The sequence below is a fragment of the Paenibacillus polygoni genome (genome assembly GCF_030263935.1).
Classification (GTDB): domain Bacteria; phylum Bacillota; class Bacilli; order Paenibacillales; family Paenibacillaceae; genus Paenibacillus; species Paenibacillus polygoni.
Genome location: NZ_CP127162.1, coordinates 1,420,497 through 1,443,622 on the forward strand (window position 1 = coordinate 1,420,497; position 23,126 = coordinate 1,443,622).

Here is a 23,126-nt window from a genome sequence, read left to right on the forward strand (position 1 = left end):
CGAAGGGGTTTTTGGTATTATCCCCTCATGGTAGACAGTGAAAAAAGAGAACATGTTACAATGAACTCAAACACTGGAAAACCGGAGGGGATTTTTGTTATGTCAGCGAAGAAAGGTCAAACTTTTAATCGATATAGTGAAGAAACGAAGAAAGAGGCTGTCCGTTTGCGAGTAGAAGAAGGGTGGACGTACAGTCGAATCATGGAGAAGTTTGGAATCAAAAGTGAGAGCCAGATTATCACATGGGTTCGTAAATGCCAAAATGGTGAGGGGTTTGAGGATTACCGGGGACGTTGGGCGAAGAAGCATTTTAGTAGTGCGGAAGAAGAAAATGCATATCTGAAAGCGCAGGTAGAATATCTAAAAAAGCTAAATCCAAACTTGCACGGGGAGGGAAGCTGGATTTCGAAGCCCGGTGCCAGTCCATTCGAGAAATAAGCAAAGTGGCTCCCGTAGTTTGGCTATGTAGAATCGCTGAAATATCACGTGCAGGCTACTATAAATGGAAGAAGAATTTAGTTCATCGAGAGAAACGAGCAAATCGTGATGCAGATCTAAAGGCACACATCTTGAGCATTCATCGAATTCGTCCGTATTTCGGTTACAAGCGAATGCGTACTGCTTTAGGAAAAGAAGGCTTCGTTGTGAATCACAAGAAGGTCCGTCGCTTAATGAGAGAACTTCAGATTCGTTCTGTTATTCGCAAGAAACGTCCGTTTTGTGGCCGCAAACCATCGGCCTTGTTCCCTAATGTCTTAAATCGGGAATTCTCTGCGACTGCTCCTGTGCAGAAGCTTGTGACAGATATTACATATGTCCGGATTGGGCATGAATTTGCTTATCTCTCGGCTGTAATGGATTTATATAACAACGAAATAGTAGCCTGGGAACTCTCCGAGCGCAATGACCTAAAACTCGTTATGGACACTGTGCAGCAACTAAAAGATGGACCCTCTTTGCTCCATTCGGACCAAGGGTTTCAGTATACCTCGAAAAGCTATGCTAAGTTGCTTGAAGAGAAGCAGTTGACAGGGAGTCATTCCCGACGTGGAAACTGCTATGACAATGCTTGTATCGAGTCGTTCTTTTCCCACTTAAAGACGGAAAAGCTGTATTTGGAAAAGCCTAATAATCTGGAACAAGCAAGAAGCCAAATTACGGAGTATATTTCATTTTACAATAAGGAACGTTTCCAAAACAAACTCGGCGACCTCTCCCCAATCGAATTCCGGGAAAAAGTCGCCGCGTAAATGGAAAATCCTCTTTTTTTAATGTCTACTTGACGGGGCTATGACCATTTCACCCTTTTGCTCACTCTCTTACTTTTGAAATTAACGTGCTTTGTATCTTGTGTAAGCGTCTTGATGGATCTTAATTACTTCTTCAATACCCATTCCTTTAATGGTCTCAACAAAGGTTTCGTAATTGCTAAGAGGTTCATCGCCTAGAATGAATTTCGTAACCATTTCATCAACATAGGTGTTAACCTGACCCATGATTTGGGCTTCTTTTCTTGCTTCATCTTCTGTTTTACGCAGGTTAGGAAGAGCCATGGAGTAATCTGCTTGCATCCATGCATTATTTGCTTCTTTTTGCTGATCAAAGGTCATCAGTGCATCAAGATAACGCGTATCTTGGTTCATTGGTCCATCCATAATAGAAAGTGCATAACTAGCAAGTGCTTGGTCATAAGTCAGTCCATCCGGGTTTTTAAGAATCGTATCTGTAAATTCGATAGCGTCACCTTTACGAGTGTAACTTTCATTCTCGATACCGAAGTTAAAGAGATCATGTCCTTCCGGACTGTAGTTATAATCCATCCACTGGACAATGGCTTTCAGTTTGTCTTTGTCCGCAGAAGTAGTGATGGCTTCACCATAACTTAATACTTTGGTATCAAAACGGAAAGTACTTCTAGATACACCATTCTGATCTTTCGCCCAAGGAGCACCAACAAGGTTAAAGTTAGGATCTTTTTCAGCCATCATATTAAGGTATTTTGCCATACCGCTAAATACACCGCCGTAGTAAGAGCCGGCTTGGTTATTCGTAATTTTGTAATCAAAAGCTTTTCCGTCATTGGTCATGACTTCTGGATCGATCAGACCTTCTTCATACCACTTTCTCATGGTAGTTAAGAATTCTTTGTAACCTGGTTGAATCGGACCATATTCAATGGTTTCTCCATTCAACTGAAAACCTGCAAGGACGCCAAAGGCTGGTGCAAAATCATTTAATTTACTCATGTTACCTGGACCCCAGTTAGCGGTAAAAGGAAGTTCATCTTTCTTGCCGTTGCCATTAGGATCTTGCTCTCTAAATGCTTTTAATACGGTGTACCACTCGTCAATATTTGTAGGCGCTTTCAGGTTTAGCTTATCAAGCCAATCTTGACGCAGAATCATACCCGTTGTTCCATTAAGCTTTACAGAATCTGTACGCAGATAAGGGAACATAAAGATCGCACCGTCATCGAGTGAAATTTGTTTCCGAACTTCTTCATCTTCCGCAATGATTTTCTTTAGATTTGGAGCATAAAGGTCGATATACTCATTAAGTTTTATAATACGTCCATCCGCTAGCAGTTTCTCCGGTCCGCCTGATACATCAGCCCAGTTGTAATAAATAATGTCAGGAAGCTGATTTCCCGTAACTAAAAGATTGAATTGATCTTTTTGTTGGCCGAGTGGAGGATGTGTGAAATTCACCTTAATCCCGGTGCGTTTTTCTTTCTCTTGGTAAGCTTTCACATCGCTGAATCCGTTGCCTGAAGCGATTTTACCGTCATTTGCTCTCCAATAATTGATTGTCATTGGTTCATCTACAATCGGAAGAGAAATTTCAGTAATCGCTTGCTCGCCCTCTGCTGGCTTAGGGCCCTCTGCCTCTTTAGTTCCACTACATCCTGCAAGAAGCCCTGTTGTCATTACCAAACCAAGCATGATAGACATGACCCTCTTCATATAAACCCTCCTTAACAATCTATAGGATAAAGCTGTTACTTGCACCACGTATCATGTAAAGATGATGCAAGTACTTTGCTCTATTCTTTAATGGCTCCAATCAGTGCACCTTGAACAAAATAACGTTGGATAAAAGGATAGATCAGCAAAATTGGGAGTGTGGAAACAATGATGGTAGCATACTTGATGTTTTCTCCGATCGCAAACCCGGTGTCATTCGCTGAACCCATCGCTTCGGTACTGTTACTAAGCAAAATATCGCGAAGAATGATTTGAATCGGATATAGATCCTGAGATCTCAAGTACAAGAGAGGACCCATAAAATCATTCCAATGATCCACAGCGTAATAAAGAGTCATTACGGCGATGATCGGCTTGGATAGAGGAACAACGATCTGAAACAAAATTCGAAAGTCATGAGCCCCATCGATTTTAGCAGACTCGATCAAGGGGAGCGGGATACTCATAAAATTCGTTCTCATAATGATAAAGTTAAATGTACTGATGGCTGTCGGCAGAATCATGGCAAGTCTCGTATCCAGCAGACCTAAATTCTGAATGAGCAAGAAGGTAGGAATCATCCCGCCGCCAAAAAACATAGTGAAGGTAATTAGTTTCATGAAAAAGCTGCGTCCGTATAAATCAGGTCTTGAAAGAGCATACGCAGCGAGTGTCGTCATCAAGAGGTTAAGTGCAGTTCCTACGATAACATAAAATAATGTGTTCATATAACCACTGTAAATCTTGGGATTCTGAAATACTTTTGTGTAAGCTTCTATGGAGAATCCTTCCGGGAGCAGCATAAGCGATCGGCTTGCTAGAAGCTGCTGCGGATCAGATATAGAAGAGTTAAATATGTAGAGCATAGGATAAGCACAGAGTAACATTACGAGAAGCAGCAGAAAAATATTGATAACGTCAAATACATTTTCGCCAAAGGATTTTTTCATGTTGGGTTCACCTCTCTACCACAGACTGGTTTCATTTGCTTTTCTGCTAATGTAATTGGCACCAAGCAGTAAGGCGAAATTAATGACGGAGTTGAACAAACCAATTGCGGTAGAGTATGCCTGATCGCCAAGTAGCATCCCTTGTCTATATACAAAAGTAGAAATAACATCGGATGTCTCATACGTAGCAGCGGTTTGCATCAGTAAAATCTTCTGGAAATCTGCGTTCATAATACTGCCCATCCGCAAGATAAGCAGGATGATAACTGTTGGCATGATCCCTGGCAATGTTATATGTAATAATTGATTCCATCTGCCTGCGCCGTCCATCCTTGCAGCTTCATATTGCTCTGAGTTAATGCCGGCGAGTGCTGCGAGGAATAGAATGGAGGCCCATCCTGCGCCTTGCCACACATTAGAGAGAATATACATCGGACGAAACATGTCTTTATCAGTAAAAAACATCATCGCCTCAAAACCGAAGAATCCTCGGATTATATTAAATAGTCCACCGTCTAACGACGAAAAGGTTTTTAGCATACCTACAACAACGACGACCGAAATAAAGTGAGGCAGGTAGCTGACCGTTTGTACGGCGCTTTTAAAATATCGGTTACGCACCTCATTTAACAGTAGTGCAAGAATGATCGGCGCGGGAAATCCGATAACGAGACTTAACAAGCTAAGGATTAGGGTGTTACTCATAAGTCTCCAGAAATTATAGCTCTCGAAGAACATGGTGAAGTTATCAAAACCAATCCAGTTTCCGCCCATAATTCCTTTTGCCGGGCTGTAACTGCTTTGGAATGATAGGAGGATCCCATACATGGGTCCATAACAAAAGATCAGGTAATAAGCTAAAACAGGTACAAGCATTAAATAAATGTACTTATTACGGCGCCATTCTCTCTTGAAAAAATGCATGGCTCCTTTACTTTGAACCGTCTGTTTCACAGCCAAGGGATTATTCATTCCCATGGTTCTGATTCCTCCCCCTAAGGTACATATAATGAATCGGAAATAAACAATATCAAAATATCTGTGAACATCTGTGTTGTAAACAAAATACTACCGAATAAGCGCTTTCATTGTCAATATTTATTTTTAATATATATTATTTGATTTAGATTGCCGTTTATTTAAATTCATTCATTATTAAAGTGGAATCTTTAATTAACAGTGTTTTATAGGTCTATTTCTTAACATTTTAGGATGATAGTTCTTGTAATGGTCGTAAAAAATGATATATTCAGCACAAAAATAAAAAGAAACAAAATGTCCGAAATAAAGAAAAACAAACAAAAAAGAGTGGGAACTCGCCGTTAGACGGTTTCCCACCCTGCATTATGGAGTACATGCTGATCGCTTATCGAGACTGTAAAGCAATTTTAAGCTTATTCATGGCTTCTTCCAGCAAGTGCCTTGAACATGCTACATTCATGCGCATAAATCCTTCTCCATGTTCACCAAAGTCGGTGCCGCTGCTAAAGACGAGACCGGCTTCATGAAGCAGAAATTGATAGAGTTCTTTATGAGGTATTTGTAGATTACGAAAATCGATCCACAGCAAATAGGTTGATTCCGGCAGTTCGACTTTCAATTCCGGTAGATGTGTATGAATAAATTCGGTTACATATACCATATTTTCATGAATGTACTCCAGTGTCTCTGTAAGCCAAGGTTCACCTTCGCGGTATGCAGCTTCCGTTGCCGCAATACCGAAAATGTTCATTGAAGAGAGTGCATTTTTTTCAATGATTTTCTTAAACTTGTCGCGCAGTTCTTCATTAGCGATGACGACATTTGACGTATGTAAACCAGCGATATTGAATGTTTTGCTTGCGGCAGTACAGATGATAGAATGCATTTTAGCTTCTTCAGATATCATAGCGTAAGGGGTATGCAGTCCTTCTTTAAATACGAGATCTGCGTGAATCTCATCGGAGATAACAATTAGGTCATGCTTTGCAGCAATCTCCATTACGTTTTCTAGCTCTTCTTTGGTCCATACGCGTCCAATTGGATTATGAGGGCTGCATAATACGAGCATTTTAGCTTTTTCATGTTTTGCAACTTGTTCCAAATGAGCGAGATCCATCTTATAATGGAGCTCATCCTGAAGGAGAGGGTTTAACACCAGTTCTCGTCCATGGTTAGATGCTAACTTGTGAAAAGGTCCGTAAACAGGAGGCTGTATAATAATATGATCCCCAGGCTCAGTAAAGGCTTCTACTGCCATATTAAGGGCAGGGACGATACCTGGTGTATAAACAAGCCACTCGGGGCTTACATTCCAGCCATGGCGTTTTTGCATCCAGTCAGCAATGGATTGCTGAAATGAAGCATTAGGTGTAGCGTAGCCGAGTATTCCATGATCTGCTACATCACGTACTGCCCGCAGGACCGGCTCTGGTGCTGTAAAGTCCATGTCTGCAACCCAGAGGGGAATGGCTTCTTTTACCCCAAAAAGGGACTCCATTCCATCCCATTTCACAGAACGTGTTTCTCTGCGGTTAATCATACGATGAAGCGGATGATCATGATTTGTCGTATTTTTATTCATTATTTAGTTTCCTCCAACACAATATATAGCATAGCAATTAATAATGATTATTATCTAATAAAGTAGGTATGAACGCAATGAGACAGGAGTGGAGTGTATAAATGGAACAAAAAGCGATCGTTTTTACCGGGGGAGGATCTGCCGGACACGTAACGGTGAATTTGGCACTTATTCCTTATTTTCTGCAAAAGGGTGAAAAAGTACATTATATAGGTTCTAAAGATGGTATCGAAAAAGAACTTATTCAATCTCTAGAAGAGGTGAGTTATAAAGCAATAGCGACAGGGAAACTACGCAGGTACCTTAGTGTTAAGAATTTGAAAGATCCTTTTAGAGTGCTAAAAGGGGTGGGGGAAGCTTACCAGTACCTTGGAGATGTGAAACCTTCTATTGTATTTTCGAAAGGCGGATTTGTCTCTGTTCCCGTTGTTATGGCTGCATGGATGCGTAAAATCCCCGTTGTTATTCATGAATCGGATCTTACCCCGGGTCTCGCTAACCGAATTGCCCTGCCTTTTGCTACGAAGGTATGTACCACTTTTGAAGAAGCGGCAAAACACCTAAAAGGAAATAAGGCAATTCATATAGGAGCTGTTGTTAGAGAAGAATTACGGCAAGGCGACAAGGAGCGGGCCAGAAATTGGCTTGGTTTTGTGCAAGAGAAGCCGGTACTGTTATTTATGGGTGGCAGCCTCGGTGCGAAGAAGATGAATGATACGTTGCGGGCTATAGTGACCGAGCTTACTGGGAAATATCAGATTGTACATCTCTGCGGGAAAGGTCAAGTGGACCTAGAGATGGGTTCGGTACAAGGTTACAAGGCATTTGAATATCTTCAGGATGAGCTACCAGATGTGCTTGCTTTAGCAGATATGGTGATTTCAAGAGCAGGTTCAAATGCAATCTTTGAATTTTTAACCTTACATAAACCGATGCTGTTGATTCCATTATCTGAGAAGGTAAGCCGTGGAGATCAGCTTTTGAATGCTAAATCCTTTGAAAAATCTGGTTATGCTCATATCTTATGGGAAGAAGATCTAGCGGAAGATACCTTGCTTGAATCCATTCGTTTGCTAGGTGAGAATAAAGAAAAGATAAGAGCGAAGATGCGGGATTATAATCGACAAGATGCGATTTCAGAAATCATCAAAATCATTGAAAATTCACGGTTGAGATAAGTTTTATTTTGTGGAAAAGCAGGGGATTTCTTCTATCCTGACGAATGAAACTAGAATTGATATCTATTCCAATCTATTTCTGCGAGGGGATGAAGACGAAGTGAATACACTGCAAAAAAATTCCTTGATTGTGTCTTTTCACGAATGGCATGACTGGTTCCGCAAGTGGAGTATAGAGAAGAATACGCTGTGGGATACACCGGTTGCAGCTGGGAAATGGACGGTACGTGAGCTGATTAGTCATATGATGCGCTGGGATCGTTATTTTTGGGAAGGTGCGATATCTCTGATCATTTCGGGAGAAGAGAAACAGCTGCAAATTCAGCATCTGGATTTCGATATATTTAATGAGGCGGCGCGTGAACATGCACATACGATCAGTATAGAAGAGTTAGTGCAAGAAACACTCCACTACCGTGAGCAGATTATCCGTGCGCTTCATGAGCTGCCTGCTGAGGATTGGACGAAAGAATATAAGGGACTGGATGGCGGACCTTTTACGGTACAAAGTTATGTTGAAGATTTTATTTGGCACGATCGCCATCATATGAAACAACTTGAAGATATGACTAAATCATTATAGCGAGGACGATGTGCGATGATTCTGGAAAGTGCCATGCTGTATGTAACGAAAGGGAATGAATCTGCTTTTGAACAAGATTTTGCTAAGGCATCTACGATCATATCAAGCATGACAGGGTATATTCATCACGAATTGTACAAATGCATGGAAGCAGATCATCAGTATCTCCTGTTAGTTCAATGGGAAACACTGGAGGATCACACGATTGGATTTCGAGGTTCGAAAGAATATCAGCAGTGGAAAGAAATCTTGCATCACTACTATGATCCTTTTCCAAAAGTAGAGCATTTCGTGAAGGTTAGCTTGTAAATAGTGAACTATAAAAGCATTTTCGCATTTCCCATGCATCAAGGGGGAACAGATATGGAATACACGATCCGGTCAATGGAGAAGGAAGACCCCATACCTTATGACCTACTACTCCTCGCTGATCCATCGAAAGATGTGATAGACGAGTACCTACCCCGCGGACAAATAAGCGTTGCCGTATCTCATAGAGCCGTCATAGGAATTGTGGTGCTGCTGCATACCAGGCCGCACACGTATGAGATTGTAAATTTGGCAGTGAAAGAGGAGTATCAAGGTAAGGGTATAGGAAGAGCATTACTGCGCTATGCAATGGATCATGCAAAGGATCAGGGAGCCTTGACTATTGAGATCGGTACTGGCAATTCAAGTCTGGATCAGCTCGGTTTGTATCAAAGAGAAGGGTTCCGAATTACGGGAATTGACCGTGATTTTTTTATTAAACACTATCCTGACCCTATTATCGAAAATGGTATACCTTGTGTAGATATGCTGCGTCTATCCAAGGAGGTGTAGCCTATGGTTATTGAGATTTTAGTTATTACTTGTGCAGCTTATACTCCTATTATTTATAGTTTGATCAAAAGAATAAGACGTCTCGAAGAACAGGTTAAAGAGTTGAAACAGTGAGAAAATTAAATGATGAGAAATAAGCCATCGTAATCCTCAATAAGGATAGATGGCTTTTTGTTTTTCTTATTGCTGTAATTTTTTATTGAAGTGCTATAAATCAGGAATTTCAATCGTCACTTCTTTTCTTGCCGCTGAAGAACGGAGAACTCCGTCAATAATCGCCTGATTATATAAAATTTGCTCACCCGGTATGGGAGCTGGTAACCGTTTTTGAATGGCATTAGCGTAGTCAAATATTTTTGCATGAAATAAATTGAGCTGATGATGTTGAATAGGAAGAGGACTTTCTGTATGATGACCAGCAATGTCGTGATACAGCGTCATGCTGCCGATTCGGCCTTCCCAGCCTCCGCTCCAAGGACCGCTTCCTGCAGGAGTAACTTTTAAACCGGCATCCGTACCAAGAAACATCGTGGGTCCGAGTGTATCCATATGCATAGCCCAGGAGATTTTGTAGCTTAGCAAAATATCGCCTTCTAAACGAACCATCGCCGCACCAAAGTCTTCTACGTTAAACATATTTGCTTCTGGGTGATATTTGGGATTCGTGCCAAAATAATTGGAGGTATAGGCAGATACCGTAAGCGGTTTTGGATAACCTAGCGCATGGAGGACCATATCTAGAGAATAGCAGCCAATATCCGCCATAGCTCCTGCGCCGGCAAGATCTTTTCTGATGAATGTCCCCCCAGGCATACCGCGCCTGCGGCCGCCGCCTGCTTCGACATAATATACCTTTCCCAGCTGTCCATCTTGAATCAAGCTGCGAATGGACTGCATATTTGGATCATATCTGGGTTGAAATCCAACAGTAAGCATCTTTCCCGTGCGTTTAGAGACCTCTACCATTTCAATCGCTTGATCGAGCGTTACTGACATCGGTTTCTCTACCATGACATGTTTTCCGGCGTTCAGTGCATCAATAGTAATATTGTAATGGGAGAAGTTCGGTGTACAGATGCTGACACCGTCGAGATCCAGTTCCAGCAGATGCCCATGATCGTCAAAGGCTTTTGCCATAGGCAGATTTGTTTGTTCTATGAATAAGGATGCTTTGCCTGGAATAATGTCCGCAACGGCTACAACCTCTACATAGTCAAGTTGTTTATAGGCATTTGCATGAGCTCTTGCAATACCTCCGCTTCCAATGATTCCGATTTTAATTGTACGTTCCAAGCATCATTCCTCCTTTACCAAATCCATTGATTAATGAAATTACTCTTGCCTTATGGTTACCACAATATGCCGCAATGAAACCAGTGTTTTTATATTTATTCTTGTTAACAAGAATATAATTCTACTCCGCAGAGGAAGAGACTCACCAATGTAAAAGCATTAGCTCAATATCAACAGTTGACTAAAAAGTATAAAATCCATTCAAAACGTGAAAAGTGGGGTACTATAGAGATAGTAACTACCTTTTTAAAAGGGGAGATTCCCAAGACTTTTGTCTTCTTACTCGTTATTTGGTAGAATCTATAATTGGTGTATTGAAACGTAAATAATGATTCATCTAATTAATGCATCAATTACCTTTAAAATTGGAAATGCTCTTCGCTTCAAATCTTTATAGAATAGAATTAGGAACCACAACCATCCTTTCGGATCGGTAGAATAATTAAATGAGGTGACCGCCTTGGGCTAACATGAGCATCAGTTTACATCTACTATATGAAATAAAGAAACTCACCTTTTTATTGTGAGTGCCCGTAATTCATCGAATATGTAGTAATGTAATGAAAGATGAGGATGACCAAAGAGCGATTCATTAGTGAAGTTAATTCATATTCTCTTCATATTCACGATTTATAATATGTTTTTAATTAATCAGATTTTTATATGGTATTCCGTCCTGGAACAATCCAAAATAATTGACGGAGGGAACATTTATGGCTAACGAAGATGGCAATATGCAAAGCCCTTGGAAAGCTTATTACGGACCTAATATGGGTTATGTTCAAGAACAATATGATATTTATATAGTAAATCCGGATTCGGTAGATGCTGAATACCGTTTACTTTTTGAGCAATGGGGACCTCCTCCTGTAGAGGAAATAACAAGTAATAATGAGACTGGGAGTACGGTTGCTTCCGGTGTAGCTGATATCCACCTTTTAAGGAAAGCGGTTACAATAGGTGAACTGGTACAAAATATACGAAGATTCGGTCATTTAAAAGCGGATATTGATCCTCTTGGAATCAGCGAAAATACAGATACAGATCTTCTATCTCCTGGACATTTCGGTCTTAGCGAGCAGGATTTAAGATCATTGCCGGCCTCTATTGTTTGGGAGAATGCAGATCAGACTACCAAAACAGCTTTTGACGCTGTTACGCGTCTAAATGAATTATATACTGGGCCGATCGCTTTTGAGTTCACGCATATTCAGGACGAAGAAGAACGAAAGTGGCTTAATGAATATATCGAGTCGGGCAAATTACAAGAGGAACTTAAGGAAGAAGAACGAAAAACACTCTTAAAACGTTTGGTAGAAGTTGAACAGTTTGAACAATTTTTGCACAAGACATTTGTTGGACAAAAATGGTTTTCTATTGAAGGCAATGACATGCTTGTCCCTATGCTTGATACTTTTATTGATACGATGATGGATGCAGGTTCAAGTCATATTCTAATGGGGATGGCTCATAGGGGTAGACTTAATGTACTTGCTCATATTCTTGGTAAGCCTTACGGCAAAATCTTCTCCAAGTTCCATCAAGCGATCAACAAGGATCTTGTTCCTTCGGAATCATCTTCCGGTGTGAACTATGGATGGACGGGTGACGTAAAGTATCATTTAGGTGCTACACGCACGCTTAAAAAAGCGGATAACATTCAGGCTAAAATCACTCTTGCAAATAATCCGAGCCACCTCGAGTACGTGAACCCTGTCGTTCAAGGTTTCGCTCGTGCTGCGCAAGAAGATCGAAGCGAGTCAGGTTATCCTAAACAAGACGTGTCTAAAGCCGCAACGATTCTAATGCATGGTGACGCTGCTTTCCCTGGTGAGGGGATCGTAGCTGAAACTTTGAACTTTAAAGCACTGAAGGGCTACCAGAATGGCGGAACACTTCATGTTATCGTAAATAATCGAGTAGGTTTTACAACGAACAGCGATGACTCACGGTCTACGCTTTATTCTAGCGATTTGGCAAAAGGTTATGAAATTCCGATTGTCCACGTTAATGCGGATCATCCGGAAGCATGTGTTGCTGCGATGAGACTTGCATCAGCGTACCGAAACCGCTATAAGAAAGACTTTTTAATAGATCTGATTGGTTATCGCCGTTATGGTCATAATGAGACCGATGATCCGGAAACGACACAACCTACTGTGTATGCAAAAGTGAAAAAGCATGCGCTGGTTACTGAATTGTACGCTGAGTATCTTAGCCAAAAGGGAATTTCATCCGATCTTCTGGCTGAGTATCGTACAGAAGCGCAGCGTGTTCTGAAACAGGCTTACGAGGAAGTAAAACAAGGAACGGTAAGTCATGAAGAAGTCCATAATAAAGTGGATGCGGGCAGCAAACGTCTGGATCGACCAGAACGCATGACAAATATGCCGACAGGGGTACCGTTAGAAAAACTTCGTGAGATCAATTCAGAATTACTGAAATGGCCGGAAGGATTCAAGGTGTATCCGAAGTTGCAGAGAATTTTACAACGTCGTCAAAATGCTCTGGATGAGGGAGAAAAGGTAGACTGGAGTCTCGCTGAAACATTGGCCTTTGCTTCCATCCTTGCGGATGGTAAACCGATTCGAATGACGGGTCAAGATGCACAGCGTGCAACCTTTGCCCATCGTAACCTGGTTCTACATGATACGGAGACAGGCAAAGAGTACAACATGCTGCATCGTTTGCCGCAAGCTAAAGCGTCATTTGCTCTTCATAACAGTCCTTTATCAGAAGAATCTGTTCTTGGATTTGAGTATGGATATAATGTTTTCTCTCCAGAGACGCTTGTCATCTGGGAAGCGCAATTCGGTGATTTTGCTAACTGTGCTCAAGTTGTCTTTGATCAGTTTATATCTTCTGGCCGTTCAAAATGGTCTCAGAATTCGAGTTTGGTTATGCTTTTACCTCACGCAAGTGAAGGACAGGGGCCTGAACATACAAGTGCAAGATTGGAGCGTTTTTTGCAGATGAGTGCGGATGATAACTGGATTGTTGCCAATCTCTCAAGCAGTGCGCAGTACTTCCACTTACTTCGTCGCCAAGCTGCCTTGACGGAAACCGAAGATGCAAGGCCGCTCGTACTCATGTCACCGAAGAGCCTGATTCGTAATCCTAGAGTAGCATCGCCAGCTAAGCTGCTTAGCGAAGGCAGTTTCCAGGCAGTACTCGAACAACCTAACCTTGGTATACAGTCAGAGGGAGTGGAACGGGTATTGTTATGCAGCGGCAAGATAGCTATTGATTTAGAAGAGGCGATTGATAAAGATAAGGATAAAGACTGGTCTTGGCTTCATATTATCCGTGTAGAACAGCTGTATCCATTCCCTGAACAGGAGATTAAACGGATACTGGCTAGATTCCGCAATCTGAAAGAACTCGTATGGACTCAGGAAGAACCTAAAAATATGGGAGCCTGGAACTATATGGAACCTAAACTGCGCGGTCTTGCACCAGAAGGTGTTAAAGTAGAGTATGCGGGACGCACCGAGCATTCAAGCCCGGCTACTGGATTCCAGCACGTTCATATTCAAGAACAACAACAAATTATCGCTAAAGTATTGAAACAAAATTCGAAGAAAAACATACCACTGGGGAGGTAGCTTGCTGTGAGCGAAATTAAAGTACCGGCTATGGGGGAATCCATCACGGAAGGGACAATATCCAGATGGGTCGTTAAAGAAGGAGACTCTGTAAATCAAGGGGATGTACTTCTAGAAGTTGAAACTGATAAAGTAAATATCGAGATTAGTGCGGAAGAGAGCGGTGTAATCACCAGCATCTTGCATCAAGAAGGAGATACGGTGCAAATTGGGGAGGCGATTGCGCTGCTTGAAGCAGGCGCAGGCGCCAAGGAATCTGCAGCAGCTTCAGCGCCGGCTCCGGAAGCTCCGGCTCCTGCAGCGTCACCAGAACCAGCTCCTGAACAAAGCAAGCAAAAGGAGGATGCTGCTGAGAGTGGAAGCCCTAAAGCTTCTCCATCTGCACGCAAGCTTGCCCGTGAACGTGGTATCGATCTTGATCAAGTACAGAGCCGCGATCCTATTGGACGTATCTACCAAGAAGATGTGAAAACTCATGGTTCGGTGCAAGCAGCCCCTGCTGCAGCACCTAGTAAGCCAGCAAGTGCTCCTTCTGCTCCAAAAGAGCAAGCAAGCTTCACTAAGCCAGTAGAACGTCAGAGAATGTCTCGCCGCCGCGCAACCATTGCGAAGCGTCTTGTGGAGGCACAACAAACTGCGGCTATGCTAACTACATTTAATGAAGTTGATATGACTGCCATCTTGGACGTTCGTAAACGTCGTAAAGATAAATTCAAAGAAAAACATGATGTAGGTCTTGGCTTTATGTCATTCTTTACGAAAGCAGTTGTAGGGGCGCTTAAACAATTCCCAACAGTTAACGCGGAGATTGACGGCGACGATATTATTCTTAAAAAATATTATGATATCGGTATAGCTGTATCTGCTAAAGAAGGACTTGTTGTTCCGGTTGTCCGCGATGCTGATCGTCTGAGCTTTGCTGAGATTGAGCGCAACATTGGAGAACTTGCATCTAAAGCGCGTTCGAATACCTTGTCTCTAAATGAACTGCAAGGCGGAACATTTACCATCACAAACGGCGGAGTATTTGGCTCACTCTTATCTACTCCGATCTTGAATGCTCCGCAAGTGGGAATCTTGGGTATGCATAAGATTCAGGTCCGCCCTGTAGCTATTGATGATGAACGTATGGAGAATCGCCCAATGATGTATATTGCTCTATCTTATGACCACCGTATTATTGACGGCAGTGAAGCAGTTCGCTTCTTGGTAACGGTGAAGGAATTGTTAGAGGATCCAGAATCACTGCTGCTTGAAGGATAAGAAAGCGGAATATTGAATAATAAGAAGAACAGATACGCGCATCTTATGTGGCGATTTGTTCTTCTTTTTATATTACTTTTAGCAGGGGGAAATGGAAAATGCTGAGTATCGCAGAGTTACAATATCCTATTGGGCAAGAGGAAGACATGCCCGTAACGGAGGATAACCTCAAAGAATGGATTGAAAACTTGGTAGAGTTACCTCAGAAGCTGAAAGAAGCGGTAGCCGGTTTATCTGATGAACAGTTAAATACTCCTTATCGCCCGGATGGATGGTCGGTTAAGCAAGTTGTGCATCATGTGGCAGACAGCCATATGAATAGTTATATTAGATGTAGACTTGCTCTAACTGAGCGGAACCCCACCATTACACCTTACGAAGAGACATTATGGGCAGAAATGATTGACGCAAGCTTAATGCCGGTAGCACCTTCCTTACAGATCCTAGAAGGGCTTCATGCACGCTGGACTTCACTGCTTCATTCTCTGTCTTTAGAAGATTATCAGCGTACATTTTATCACCCTGGTACCCAGAAAACCTTAACCATTGGAGAGTGTGTACGTCTATATTCGTGGCATAGCCTACACCATACTGCTCATATTACTTCCCTTCGAGGGCGTATGAATTGGTAGAAGTAAGATAACGACAAAAAACCTCTCTTGTCATTGAATGATGAGTTCAATTTCAAGAAAGGTTTTTTGGTGTGATTATAGATCATACCGAAGGAGAAGGAGAAGGAGAAGGAGTAACATGACGAAGGAGCCAATCGGCCACATGTTCTTCTACTTCTTTGCGGTTAATTTCATGCAGCATTTCATGCCTGCCTTCTGGGTAAATTCGGTATTCCAAATCTCTTATCCCTAGTTCTTTATACATTTCCACTAGGTTCAGTACACCTTTGCCATACATACCCACAGGATCATTTCCTCCTGAGAAGATGTAGACAGGTTTATCTTTAGGTATATCAGCTAAATGATGTGGAAGGTGAATCTCCATAAGCAGTTCGAAAAAACCTTGGTAAAAGCGGGCAGTGCATAGTGAGCCGCATAAAGGATCATCTATAAACTTCCTTACTTCTTGCTCATCTCTTGATAACCAGTCAAAAGGAGTAGCAGCAGGACGGAATGATCGGTTAAATCCACCGAACACGACGGCATTGAGAAGAAAACTTCGACGTTGTTTTCCCTGAATAAGACTTTGGAGTTGAGCAAGGAGTTGACCGAACTTCAGTAAACTCCTTTTTCCGTTGGAACCGGTTAGAATATAGCCTGCATACAGATCAGGACCTGTATACATTACCTTTTGGGTAAGGAAGGAACCCATACTGTGTCCTAGTAGAAAAATAGGTAAGCCAGGATGCTCCTGTTGTATGAATTTTCCTAGTTCGCCCATATCTTTGACCATCCATTTAAAAGCATCTGGTCCGCCGTCTCCTAACATCCCTTGATCAAAGGCTGTCTTACCATGACCACGATGATCATTGGCATAAATGATGAACCCGTGATTAGTTAAGCATTCAGCCAGTTCTTTATAGCGTTTCGCTGTTTCGGACATCCCGTGTGCAACCTGGACAATTCCTTTGATAGGCATTTCCTCTTCCGGAGCCCACCGATACACAAAGACATTGACCTCATCGCTGTCCAGCATTTGAAACGTATATTCCTGCATGGTGAGTCCTCCTTCCAGAGAGAATGTCGGTAAAATAATGAAAATAATAAATTAGGGGAGATAAGAGCGTAAAACCGTTGTATTTCCATCAAGTTGGTAATTTCCCAGGCTAGAAGGCAGTAAATAACACTGTCCCGCTTTTAGATCAAGTACTTCCGTATCATTCCAGAATAATTGACCGCTGCCTTCACAGACAACGAGGATCGTAAAACTATCTTCACTAGTCGACAGGTTCCAAGAACGATTTACCATTCCTTTTTCAACGACAAAATAAGGGCAGGAAGCAAGAGTAAGCCATTCACCAGGAACAGCCTGATTTGTTTTCATTGAAGTAGCTCCTGTATTTTTGAACACGGTTACGTTTAAAGAATCTTCGATATGAAGTTCACGAGGTTTGCCGTCAAGACCAGGTCGGTTGTAATCAAAAATACGGTAGGTTGTGTCAGAGTTTTGCTGAATTTCAGCAACTAACACGCCGGCACATAAGGCATGAACCGTACCTGCTGGGATAAAGAAGGAGTCTCCTGCTTCTACGGGGACTTCCTGCAGGGTATCCATTACCGTACCGTTTTCTAGCGCATCACGAAGCTGATCGTGAGTAACATTTTCTTTTAATCCATATATAATTTTTGCATCCGGTTTGGCATCAAGCACATACCACATTTCTGTTTTGCCGAGTTCTCCTTTTGGAAGTCCCGCGTAATCATCGGTAGGATGAACCTGTATGGATAGATCATCATTACAATCAAGCAACTTAATGAGTAGAGGGAAGCGGCCTCCTTGTTCGGAAACTCCCTTGTTACCAAGCCAATCCCGTCCGTATGTTTCTCTTATTTCGTCAAGTCCAAGACCAGCGAGTTCCCCGTTAAGCACTTTTGTTGTTCCATTGGGATGATCAGCAATCATCCAACCTTCCCCAATATGTCCATCAGGTATCGTAAGACCAAATTGTTCTAAAGCACGACCGCCCCATACTCTTTCCTTAAACTCGGGCTGAAATTGCAACGGGTAAGGCTTATGCATGATTATTCTCTCCTTATGATATGAATTTAGTCTTTCTTCTACCCATATTAGATTCTGTTACTTTTTCTCAATAGCGATGAGATAAGGGGAAGTAGCTCTCTGCAACTGTCTGTATGTAACTGCTTGACCAATAGCTATAGGAAGTTTTGCAGCCCATTCACTAACTGCATGTGCTTCTTCATCGCCGCCTTTGTGTCCGGGATACAATACGACAGTCAGGATTCCTTTGGGTCGAAGTAAATCAAGGGATACTTCCAAAGCAGAAATCGTAGTTGCAGTAAGCGTAATAACAGAAGGATCAGCTTGATCCGCCGGCAGATATCCAAGATTGAACATGATGGCCCCGATATGACCATGGAAATGGGAAGGGATATAATTTCTCATATCCCCATGATTTTGTCTAAAAAAGGTAACGGGAGCAAATTTATCTTGATCAGCGGCACCCGCAAATCTATTTTTTGCAAGGTCAATTGCTTGTTCTTGGATATCAAAGCCAAAGACGTGCCCCTTAGATCCAACGGTCCGTGCCAAAAATAAAGTGTCTGCTCCTGTCCCTACTGTAGCATCAATAGCTGTGTCTCCAGGACGCAGCCTCTCCGCTGTCCAAAGATGTGCACAACTAAGAATGGATCGAAAACCCATAAATTAATATCCCCTCCAGTATTTCCCTTGCCAAGTATTACGAGCTTTTAGCTCGGCGTCAATACCATTTAATACTTCCCACTTTTTAAGGGACCACATGGGACCAATTAAAAGATCTCTTGGAGCATCCCCGGTTAGGCGGTGAACAATCATGTCCGGCGGCAAAATCTCCAGTGAATCTACAATAAGTTTTATATATTCATCTTGCTCCAGAAAACGAAGAAGACCTGCTTCGTATTGTTTTACCATCGGTGTCTTGCGCATAAGATGAAGAAGATGAATCTTGATTCCTTGTACACCCATGTTTGCTACTGCTCTTGTTGTCTCAAGCATCATTTCATGGGTCTCTTGAGGAAGTCCGTGAATAATGTGTGTACATACACGGATATTGTGTTTTCTTAACTTTTCAACAGCTTCAATATAGCATTTTGTATCATGTGCCCGGTTAATTAACTGTGAAGTTGAATCATGGATCGTCTGCAGACCCATTTCAATCCATAGGTAGGTCCGTTCATTGAGTTCAGCAAGATACTCAACCACGTCATCTGGTAAACAGTCGGGACGTGTCGCGATCGATAAGCCAACGACTCCCGGCTGTTTTAAAATCACTTCAAAATATTCTCGCAGTTCTTCAACAGGAGCATAAGTGTTTGTATACGCCTGGAAATAACCAATGTATTTTGCATTCGGCCACTTTTGATGCTGGCGATCGCGGATCGTATTAAACTGCGTTACCAAATCGTTTCGTCTTGATCCCGCAAAATCGCCAGACCCTCTCGCGCTGCAGAACGTACAGCCGCCTTTGGCGATCGAGCCGTCTCGGTTCGGACAAGTAAAACCAGCGTCAAGCATGACTTTAAATACCTTATTGTCAAACTGCTCCCGCATTTCATAGTTCCATGTGTGGAATCGTTTATCTCCCCAGAGTAGTGGGGAGGAAGTTGGTAAATTCATTGTAGTGCTGCTCCTTTTGACTAAGTTCTTTCTGTATATAAATATAAAAAGATAAAGTTGAAAATGAGTTAACGATAACCTTTACCATTGTATCAAAAAGCTTTACAAAAAGGGAATTCATCTCCCAAATAATACAGAAAAAGATCACAGACAAAATTAAAAAAATAAGCGCTTTCCTATTGTAAACCTTACACAGTAATGTTATATTATAACTAGGTCAGACCTTAATATTATTGCTTACAAATTTCGCTAGAATTCATACATTTTGCTCGTCTCGGCCATACTAATAATGAGGTGATAACATGAATTCGATAATAAAAGCAGGACAGCACAAAGTAACGGTTGAGCTTACAGCGGATGAAGCACTAGCACTTACGGGAGTAAGGTTCAATAACAACCCGCAAGTAGAAACAATTGCTAAGAAAAAAATACGCAGAGCCTTCGAAAAGACATTTGATTTTTCTACCCAAGATAAGGTAGACTATGAACTGTTAAAGTAGTTGGACCCCAATTCCAAATAAATGAAAAAGGAATTATATGCCGTGCCTATTGGGTACAGTGTGTAATTCCTTTTTCTTTTATCTTTACTTTTCACTGATATTTAGGCACAATTAATGCCGATGAATTTTTTATATAACGGAGGAGAATTATGCGTTTAAGGGGCAGAAAAGGGATTCGCGAAAATTTAGAAGAACAAAAAGATCTTGTTATTCTGAATCCTGCTGATTATAAAGGGAAATGGTCAGAATTGTTTGGAAACGATAGACCAATTCACGTGGAATTCGGTATGGGTAAAGGACAGTTTATCAGTCAGATGAGTTATCGCAACAAGGAAGTCAACTATATCGGAATCGATATGTATGATGAACTTGTTCGTCGTGCAAGTGATAAGGCTAGATCAGCTTGGGAGCCAGAAGGTGTCGAAACTCCGCCAAACCTTAAATTGGCACTCGCAAACATTGAAGATATTCTTGATGTCTTTGAAAAAGGGGAAGTGGAACGGATTTACTTAAACTTTAGTGATCCGTGGCCTAAATCCAAACATGCAAGAAGAAGACTGACTCATCCGCGTTTTCTTGATAAGTACAAAGAGGTGCTGAATAGTTTGGGGCAGATTCACTTCAAGACGGACTCGGAGACTCTATTTGAGTTTTCACTTAACTCATTTGCTGATTATGGTCTTCAAATGACGAATATCTCTCTTAACTTGCACCGGGATGGAATCAATGAAGAGCATGTAATGACCGAATATGAACAGAAATTTATGGGCAAAGGAATGAACATTCACCGCGTAGAGGTTATTATCGGAGAACAAGCCCTTGCTGAATATAATGCTTCGCGTCTGAAGAAGTATCGTTTAACAGAAAGTACAGGCAAACAAGACCCAGAACAAAATTAAAAAATGGGAATATTTACTTGCCTGTCCTCATAAGATTTGAATAGTGGAAAATAAGAAAGGTGCCTTTTTAGAAAGGCACCTTTCTTGTTTCTACCATTTCAATGATGCTTTTTGCACTCTGCATCGGGTGGAATTTTTCAATCTCTTTTAAATGACGCTCTCTTGTTTCGACAATGGTCTCATACTCACTAAGAAGACGGTTCATCCATTTCTCGACAACTTCTAAAGAAGTGATGGGTTCACCAAGTCCTTGTTCTGTGAAATACAGACAATTTTCTTCTTCCTGACCCGGTAAGGGGTTATGAAACAGCATTGGAATTCCTTTAGCGAGTCCTTCTGAACAAGTCATTCCGCCAGGTTTCGTCACTAGAACATCGGATACTTCCATTAGCTTGTCGATTTCTCTCGTGAATCCCATGATATGGATGTTGGGTTTTTGATAAAGAGGATTTTGCTCCATATGGGCTCTCGCTTTGTCGTTATTCCCCAGCACGTAGATTAATTGAACCTGTTGTTGCCACTGAGCAAGGTACTCATTGACAATTTCATCGGTCATCAGACCCCAGCCGCCATCCATAACTAGAACCGTAGGCATATCTTTCAGCTCAAATTTGAGACGGATCTCTTCACGGCTTGGATGTTCCCAAAAATTAGGATGGACCGGAATGCCGGTTACCTGAATTTTACTTTTTGGAACACCGCGGTTTATAAGCTTGAGCTGGACTTCCGTGGTTGAAACGAGATAACGATCAACTTCTGGGCTGATCCATGTTCCATGAACGTCGTAGTCCGTAATAACCGTACATAACGGAACCTCAACTCCAAGGCGCTTAAGACGAGCGATGACAGCACTTGGTATTGGATGAGTGCAAACAATGATATCAGGTTTAAGCTGTCTTACAATGCTTCTAGTATGGGTGTAAAACAGCCTGTGTAATGCGAGCGTTGCGAAACGATTAATTGGTTTTTTATACTGTTTTCGATACATAAGTGCAACAAGCTTGGGTTGTTTTGTAATCGTTCTTTTGTAAGCATTTATAATGAGGGGAGCAACATGCGGGTTGAGAAAACTCCCTAATTCAAGCACTTTCGTCTGCACATCAGATGAGAGTCTCCTTAAACTGCTCGAGAGTGCGTATGCTGCTTGAGTATGTCCGGCTCCGAAACCTTCAGATAATAACAACACTCTTTTTTTGGTCACTCTCAGCTCACCTGTTCCTTGCTCTTTGTTTTCTGTCATTCAAAGATACTAAACATTATGGCCAAAATGCAACCGTTCCGAGTGCAACGGAAGTCCCAATTACTGCTCCAGCGAGTACGTCAGAAGGATAATGTAATCCAAGATAAATTCTTGAGAAACCAACAATGCTTGCTAATGGCAGTAGGACGGAGGTTACACTGGGTACGATCATCATAAAAGGAACCGTGACAGAAAAAATCGCGGTGGTATGACCGGACGGGAAAGAATGATCAGATAAGGGATTACGAAACGTATTTGTACCAGGCAGCGCTAGATAAGGTCTAATCCTAGGATACAGCTTCTTTGCTGCTGCAACAGGGATATGACTAATCGCTAAGGCGGCACAAGCCATATAACCAGCTTGTTTCCATGGCTGAGGTGCGAGTGTAGCTATGAGAAGAGAAGCTGCAATCGTAAACGTTGCCCCACCCAAATGAGTTAAGTAGTAAAGCCAAAAATTCAGGAAACGGTTATGAAGACGTCCGTTAATCCACATAAAAATTTTTTGTTCGAATGCTTGTAGTCTTACGAAAAAACGGCTCATATAACATCCCCCTGCATCAATTGCGTCCACAATAAGTATTAATCCTAGTTTATCACATTTTTAAATGTTATCCCTTTCAATAATAACCCATTTACACCCTGTAAAAAAACAGTGCTTTTGACTTTACTCAAGAAAAAAATATAAAATGATTCAAGCCACTGATTCTGGTTTAAAAAGTTTAAAGGTTTGTTTAAACCTTTTTCCTGCTTTTTGCGTTTAATATTTAGATCTTATTCCTGCATTTAGAAATAAATAAAAATGAAGAAGGAAAAGATCAAATAAAAAACGCGTAAATGGATGAAAATAAGACTTAACTGCTTTGAATGAAGGCTTGAAGTAGTTCTTTTAGCGAAATCAGCCCAAAAGAACGCTTTATTGCCGAGATGCTGTCATTTGAGGATTTTGACAAAACTTCAGAAAGCATACAAAATCGAGT

21 protein-coding genes are annotated in these 23,126 nt (G+C 41.7%); 10 read left to right on the plus strand and 11 right to left on the minus strand.

Features of this window, described 5'->3' with window-relative positions:
* Positions 1 to 99 precede the first annotated feature (99 nt).
* A protein-coding gene (locus QPK24_RS06895) for an IS3 family transposase (RefSeq protein ID WP_407082915.1) occupies positions 100 to 1,250 on the plus strand; the annotation gives its coding sequence in 2 pieces (ribosomal slippage) (positions 100 to 361 and positions 361 to 1,250; 1,152 coding nt in all).
* An 81-nt stretch (positions 1,251 to 1,331) separates the two neighbouring features.
* Here the strand turns inward: QPK24_RS06895 and QPK24_RS06900 are convergent.
* The 4 genes from QPK24_RS06900 to QPK24_RS06915 form a co-directional block, all read right to left on the minus strand.
* Complete coding sequence (locus QPK24_RS06900; RefSeq protein ID WP_285747325.1) at positions 1,332 to 2,963, minus strand: type 2 periplasmic-binding domain-containing protein; 1,632 nt, start codon at positions 2,961 to 2,963, stop codon at positions 1,332 to 1,334.
* Between the two features lie 80 nt (positions 2,964 to 3,043).
* The gene (locus tag QPK24_RS06905) at positions 3,044 to 3,913 is read right to left on the minus strand and encodes a carbohydrate ABC transporter permease (protein ID WP_160032066.1); all 870 of its coding nucleotides are present in this window, start codon (positions 3,911 to 3,913) and stop codon (positions 3,044 to 3,046) included.
* Positions 3,914 to 3,928: 15 nt separating this feature from the next.
* Positions 3,929 to 4,885, minus strand: a complete 957-nt coding sequence (locus QPK24_RS06910) for an ABC transporter permease (RefSeq protein WP_160032476.1) — start codon at positions 4,883 to 4,885, stop codon at positions 3,929 to 3,931.
* A gap of 394 nt (positions 4,886 to 5,279) precedes the next feature.
* On the minus strand, positions 5,280 to 6,476 hold the full coding sequence (locus tag QPK24_RS06915) for a MalY/PatB family protein (RefSeq protein ID WP_285747328.1): 1,197 nt from the start codon (positions 6,474 to 6,476) through the stop codon (positions 5,280 to 5,282).
* 101 nt (positions 6,477 to 6,577) lie between these two features.
* Here QPK24_RS06915 and QPK24_RS06920 point away from each other — a divergent pair, with 101 nt between their 5' ends.
* The 4 genes from QPK24_RS06920 to QPK24_RS06935 are packed head-to-tail and all read left to right on the plus strand — an operon-like array spanning position 6,578 to position 9,059.
* Complete coding sequence (locus tag QPK24_RS06920; RefSeq protein WP_285747330.1) at positions 6,578 to 7,654, plus strand: undecaprenyldiphospho-muramoylpentapeptide beta-N-acetylglucosaminyltransferase; 1,077 nt, start codon at positions 6,578 to 6,580, stop codon at positions 7,652 to 7,654.
* 10 nt (positions 7,655 to 7,664) lie between these two features.
* Complete coding sequence (locus QPK24_RS06925) at positions 7,665 to 8,237, plus strand: DinB family protein (RefSeq protein ID WP_285747332.1); 573 nt, start codon at positions 7,665 to 7,667, stop codon at positions 8,235 to 8,237.
* Between the two features lie 15 nt (positions 8,238 to 8,252).
* Positions 8,253 to 8,546: an antibiotic biosynthesis monooxygenase family protein gene (locus QPK24_RS06930; RefSeq protein WP_285747334.1), complete on the plus strand. Its 294-nt coding sequence runs from the start codon at positions 8,253 to 8,255 to the stop codon at positions 8,544 to 8,546.
* A 54-nt stretch (positions 8,547 to 8,600) separates the two neighbouring features.
* Positions 8,601 to 9,059 (plus strand): GNAT family N-acetyltransferase, encoded by a 459-nt coding sequence (locus QPK24_RS06935; RefSeq protein WP_285747336.1) that lies wholly within the window; start codon positions 8,601 to 8,603, stop codon positions 9,057 to 9,059.
* Between the two features lie 207 nt (positions 9,060 to 9,266).
* Here the strand turns inward: QPK24_RS06935 and QPK24_RS06940 are convergent, their stop codons facing one another.
* Positions 9,267 to 10,352: a Gfo/Idh/MocA family protein gene (locus tag QPK24_RS06940; protein WP_285747337.1), complete on the minus strand. Its 1,086-nt coding sequence runs from the start codon at positions 10,350 to 10,352 to the stop codon at positions 9,267 to 9,269.
* A 713-nt stretch (positions 10,353 to 11,065) separates the two neighbouring features.
* On the opposite strand from QPK24_RS06940, the gene QPK24_RS06945 reads away from it, so the two are divergent.
* From QPK24_RS06945 to QPK24_RS06955, 3 genes are all read left to right on the plus strand, one after another.
* A complete protein-coding gene (locus QPK24_RS06945; RefSeq protein ID WP_285747339.1) occupies positions 11,066 to 13,957 on the plus strand; it encodes a 2-oxoglutarate dehydrogenase E1 component in 2,892 nt (963 codons plus the stop codon).
* Between the two features lie 6 nt (positions 13,958 to 13,963).
* Positions 13,964 to 15,220: a 2-oxoglutarate dehydrogenase complex dihydrolipoyllysine-residue succinyltransferase gene (gene odhB / locus QPK24_RS06950; protein ID WP_285747341.1), complete on the plus strand. Its 1,257-nt coding sequence runs from the start codon at positions 13,964 to 13,966 to the stop codon at positions 15,218 to 15,220.
* A 107-nt stretch (positions 15,221 to 15,327) separates the two neighbouring features.
* A complete protein-coding gene (locus QPK24_RS06955; protein WP_285749156.1) occupies positions 15,328 to 15,852 on the plus strand; it encodes a YfiT family bacillithiol transferase in 525 nt (174 codons plus the stop codon).
* 82 nt (positions 15,853 to 15,934) lie between these two features.
* Here the strand turns inward: QPK24_RS06955 and QPK24_RS06960 are convergent, their stop codons facing one another.
* Genes QPK24_RS06960 through QPK24_RS06975 form a run of 4 tightly spaced genes read right to left on the minus strand, consistent with a single transcriptional unit; the run spans position 15,935 to position 19,507 of the window.
* Positions 15,935 to 16,888, minus strand: coding sequence for an alpha/beta fold hydrolase (locus QPK24_RS06960; protein ID WP_285747343.1), 954 nt, complete (start codon positions 16,886 to 16,888; stop codon positions 15,935 to 15,937).
* 51 nt (positions 16,889 to 16,939) lie between these two features.
* Positions 16,940 to 17,911, minus strand: a complete 972-nt coding sequence (locus tag QPK24_RS06965) for a type I phosphomannose isomerase catalytic subunit (RefSeq protein ID WP_285747345.1) — start codon at positions 17,909 to 17,911, stop codon at positions 16,940 to 16,942.
* A 57-nt stretch (positions 17,912 to 17,968) separates the two neighbouring features.
* Positions 17,969 to 18,553, minus strand: coding sequence for a tRNA 5-(aminomethyl)-2-thiouridylate-methyltransferase MnmM (locus tag QPK24_RS06970; protein WP_285747347.1), 585 nt, complete (start codon positions 18,551 to 18,553; stop codon positions 17,969 to 17,971).
* 3 nt (positions 18,554 to 18,556) lie between these two features.
* The gene (locus QPK24_RS06975; RefSeq protein WP_285747349.1) at positions 18,557 to 19,507 is read right to left on the minus strand and encodes a tRNA modification radical SAM protein MnmL/YtqA; all 951 of its coding nucleotides are present in this window, start codon (positions 19,505 to 19,507) and stop codon (positions 18,557 to 18,559) included.
* 302 nt (positions 19,508 to 19,809) lie between these two features.
* Between QPK24_RS06975 and QPK24_RS06980 the strand changes: the two genes are divergently transcribed.
* Together QPK24_RS06980 and trmB are read left to right on the plus strand one after the other, a co-directional pair.
* Positions 19,810 to 20,007 (plus strand): hypothetical protein, encoded by a 198-nt coding sequence (locus tag QPK24_RS06980; RefSeq protein ID WP_160032816.1) that lies wholly within the window; start codon positions 19,810 to 19,812, stop codon positions 20,005 to 20,007.
* A 149-nt stretch (positions 20,008 to 20,156) separates the two neighbouring features.
* Positions 20,157 to 20,906: a tRNA (guanosine(46)-N7)-methyltransferase TrmB gene (gene trmB / locus QPK24_RS06985; RefSeq protein WP_160032817.1), complete on the plus strand. Its 750-nt coding sequence runs from the start codon at positions 20,157 to 20,159 to the stop codon at positions 20,904 to 20,906.
* A gap of 67 nt (positions 20,907 to 20,973) precedes the next feature.
* On the opposite strand, the gene QPK24_RS06990 is transcribed toward trmB, so the two are convergent.
* A complete protein-coding gene (locus QPK24_RS06990) occupies positions 20,974 to 22,107 on the minus strand; it encodes an MGDG synthase family glycosyltransferase (RefSeq protein WP_285747354.1) in 1,134 nt (377 codons plus the stop codon).
* A gap of 55 nt (positions 22,108 to 22,162) precedes the next feature.
* Positions 22,163 to 22,690: a phosphatase PAP2 family protein gene (locus tag QPK24_RS06995; protein ID WP_160032819.1), complete on the minus strand. Its 528-nt coding sequence runs from the start codon at positions 22,688 to 22,690 to the stop codon at positions 22,163 to 22,165.
* Between the last annotated feature and the right edge of the window lie 436 nt (positions 22,691 to 23,126).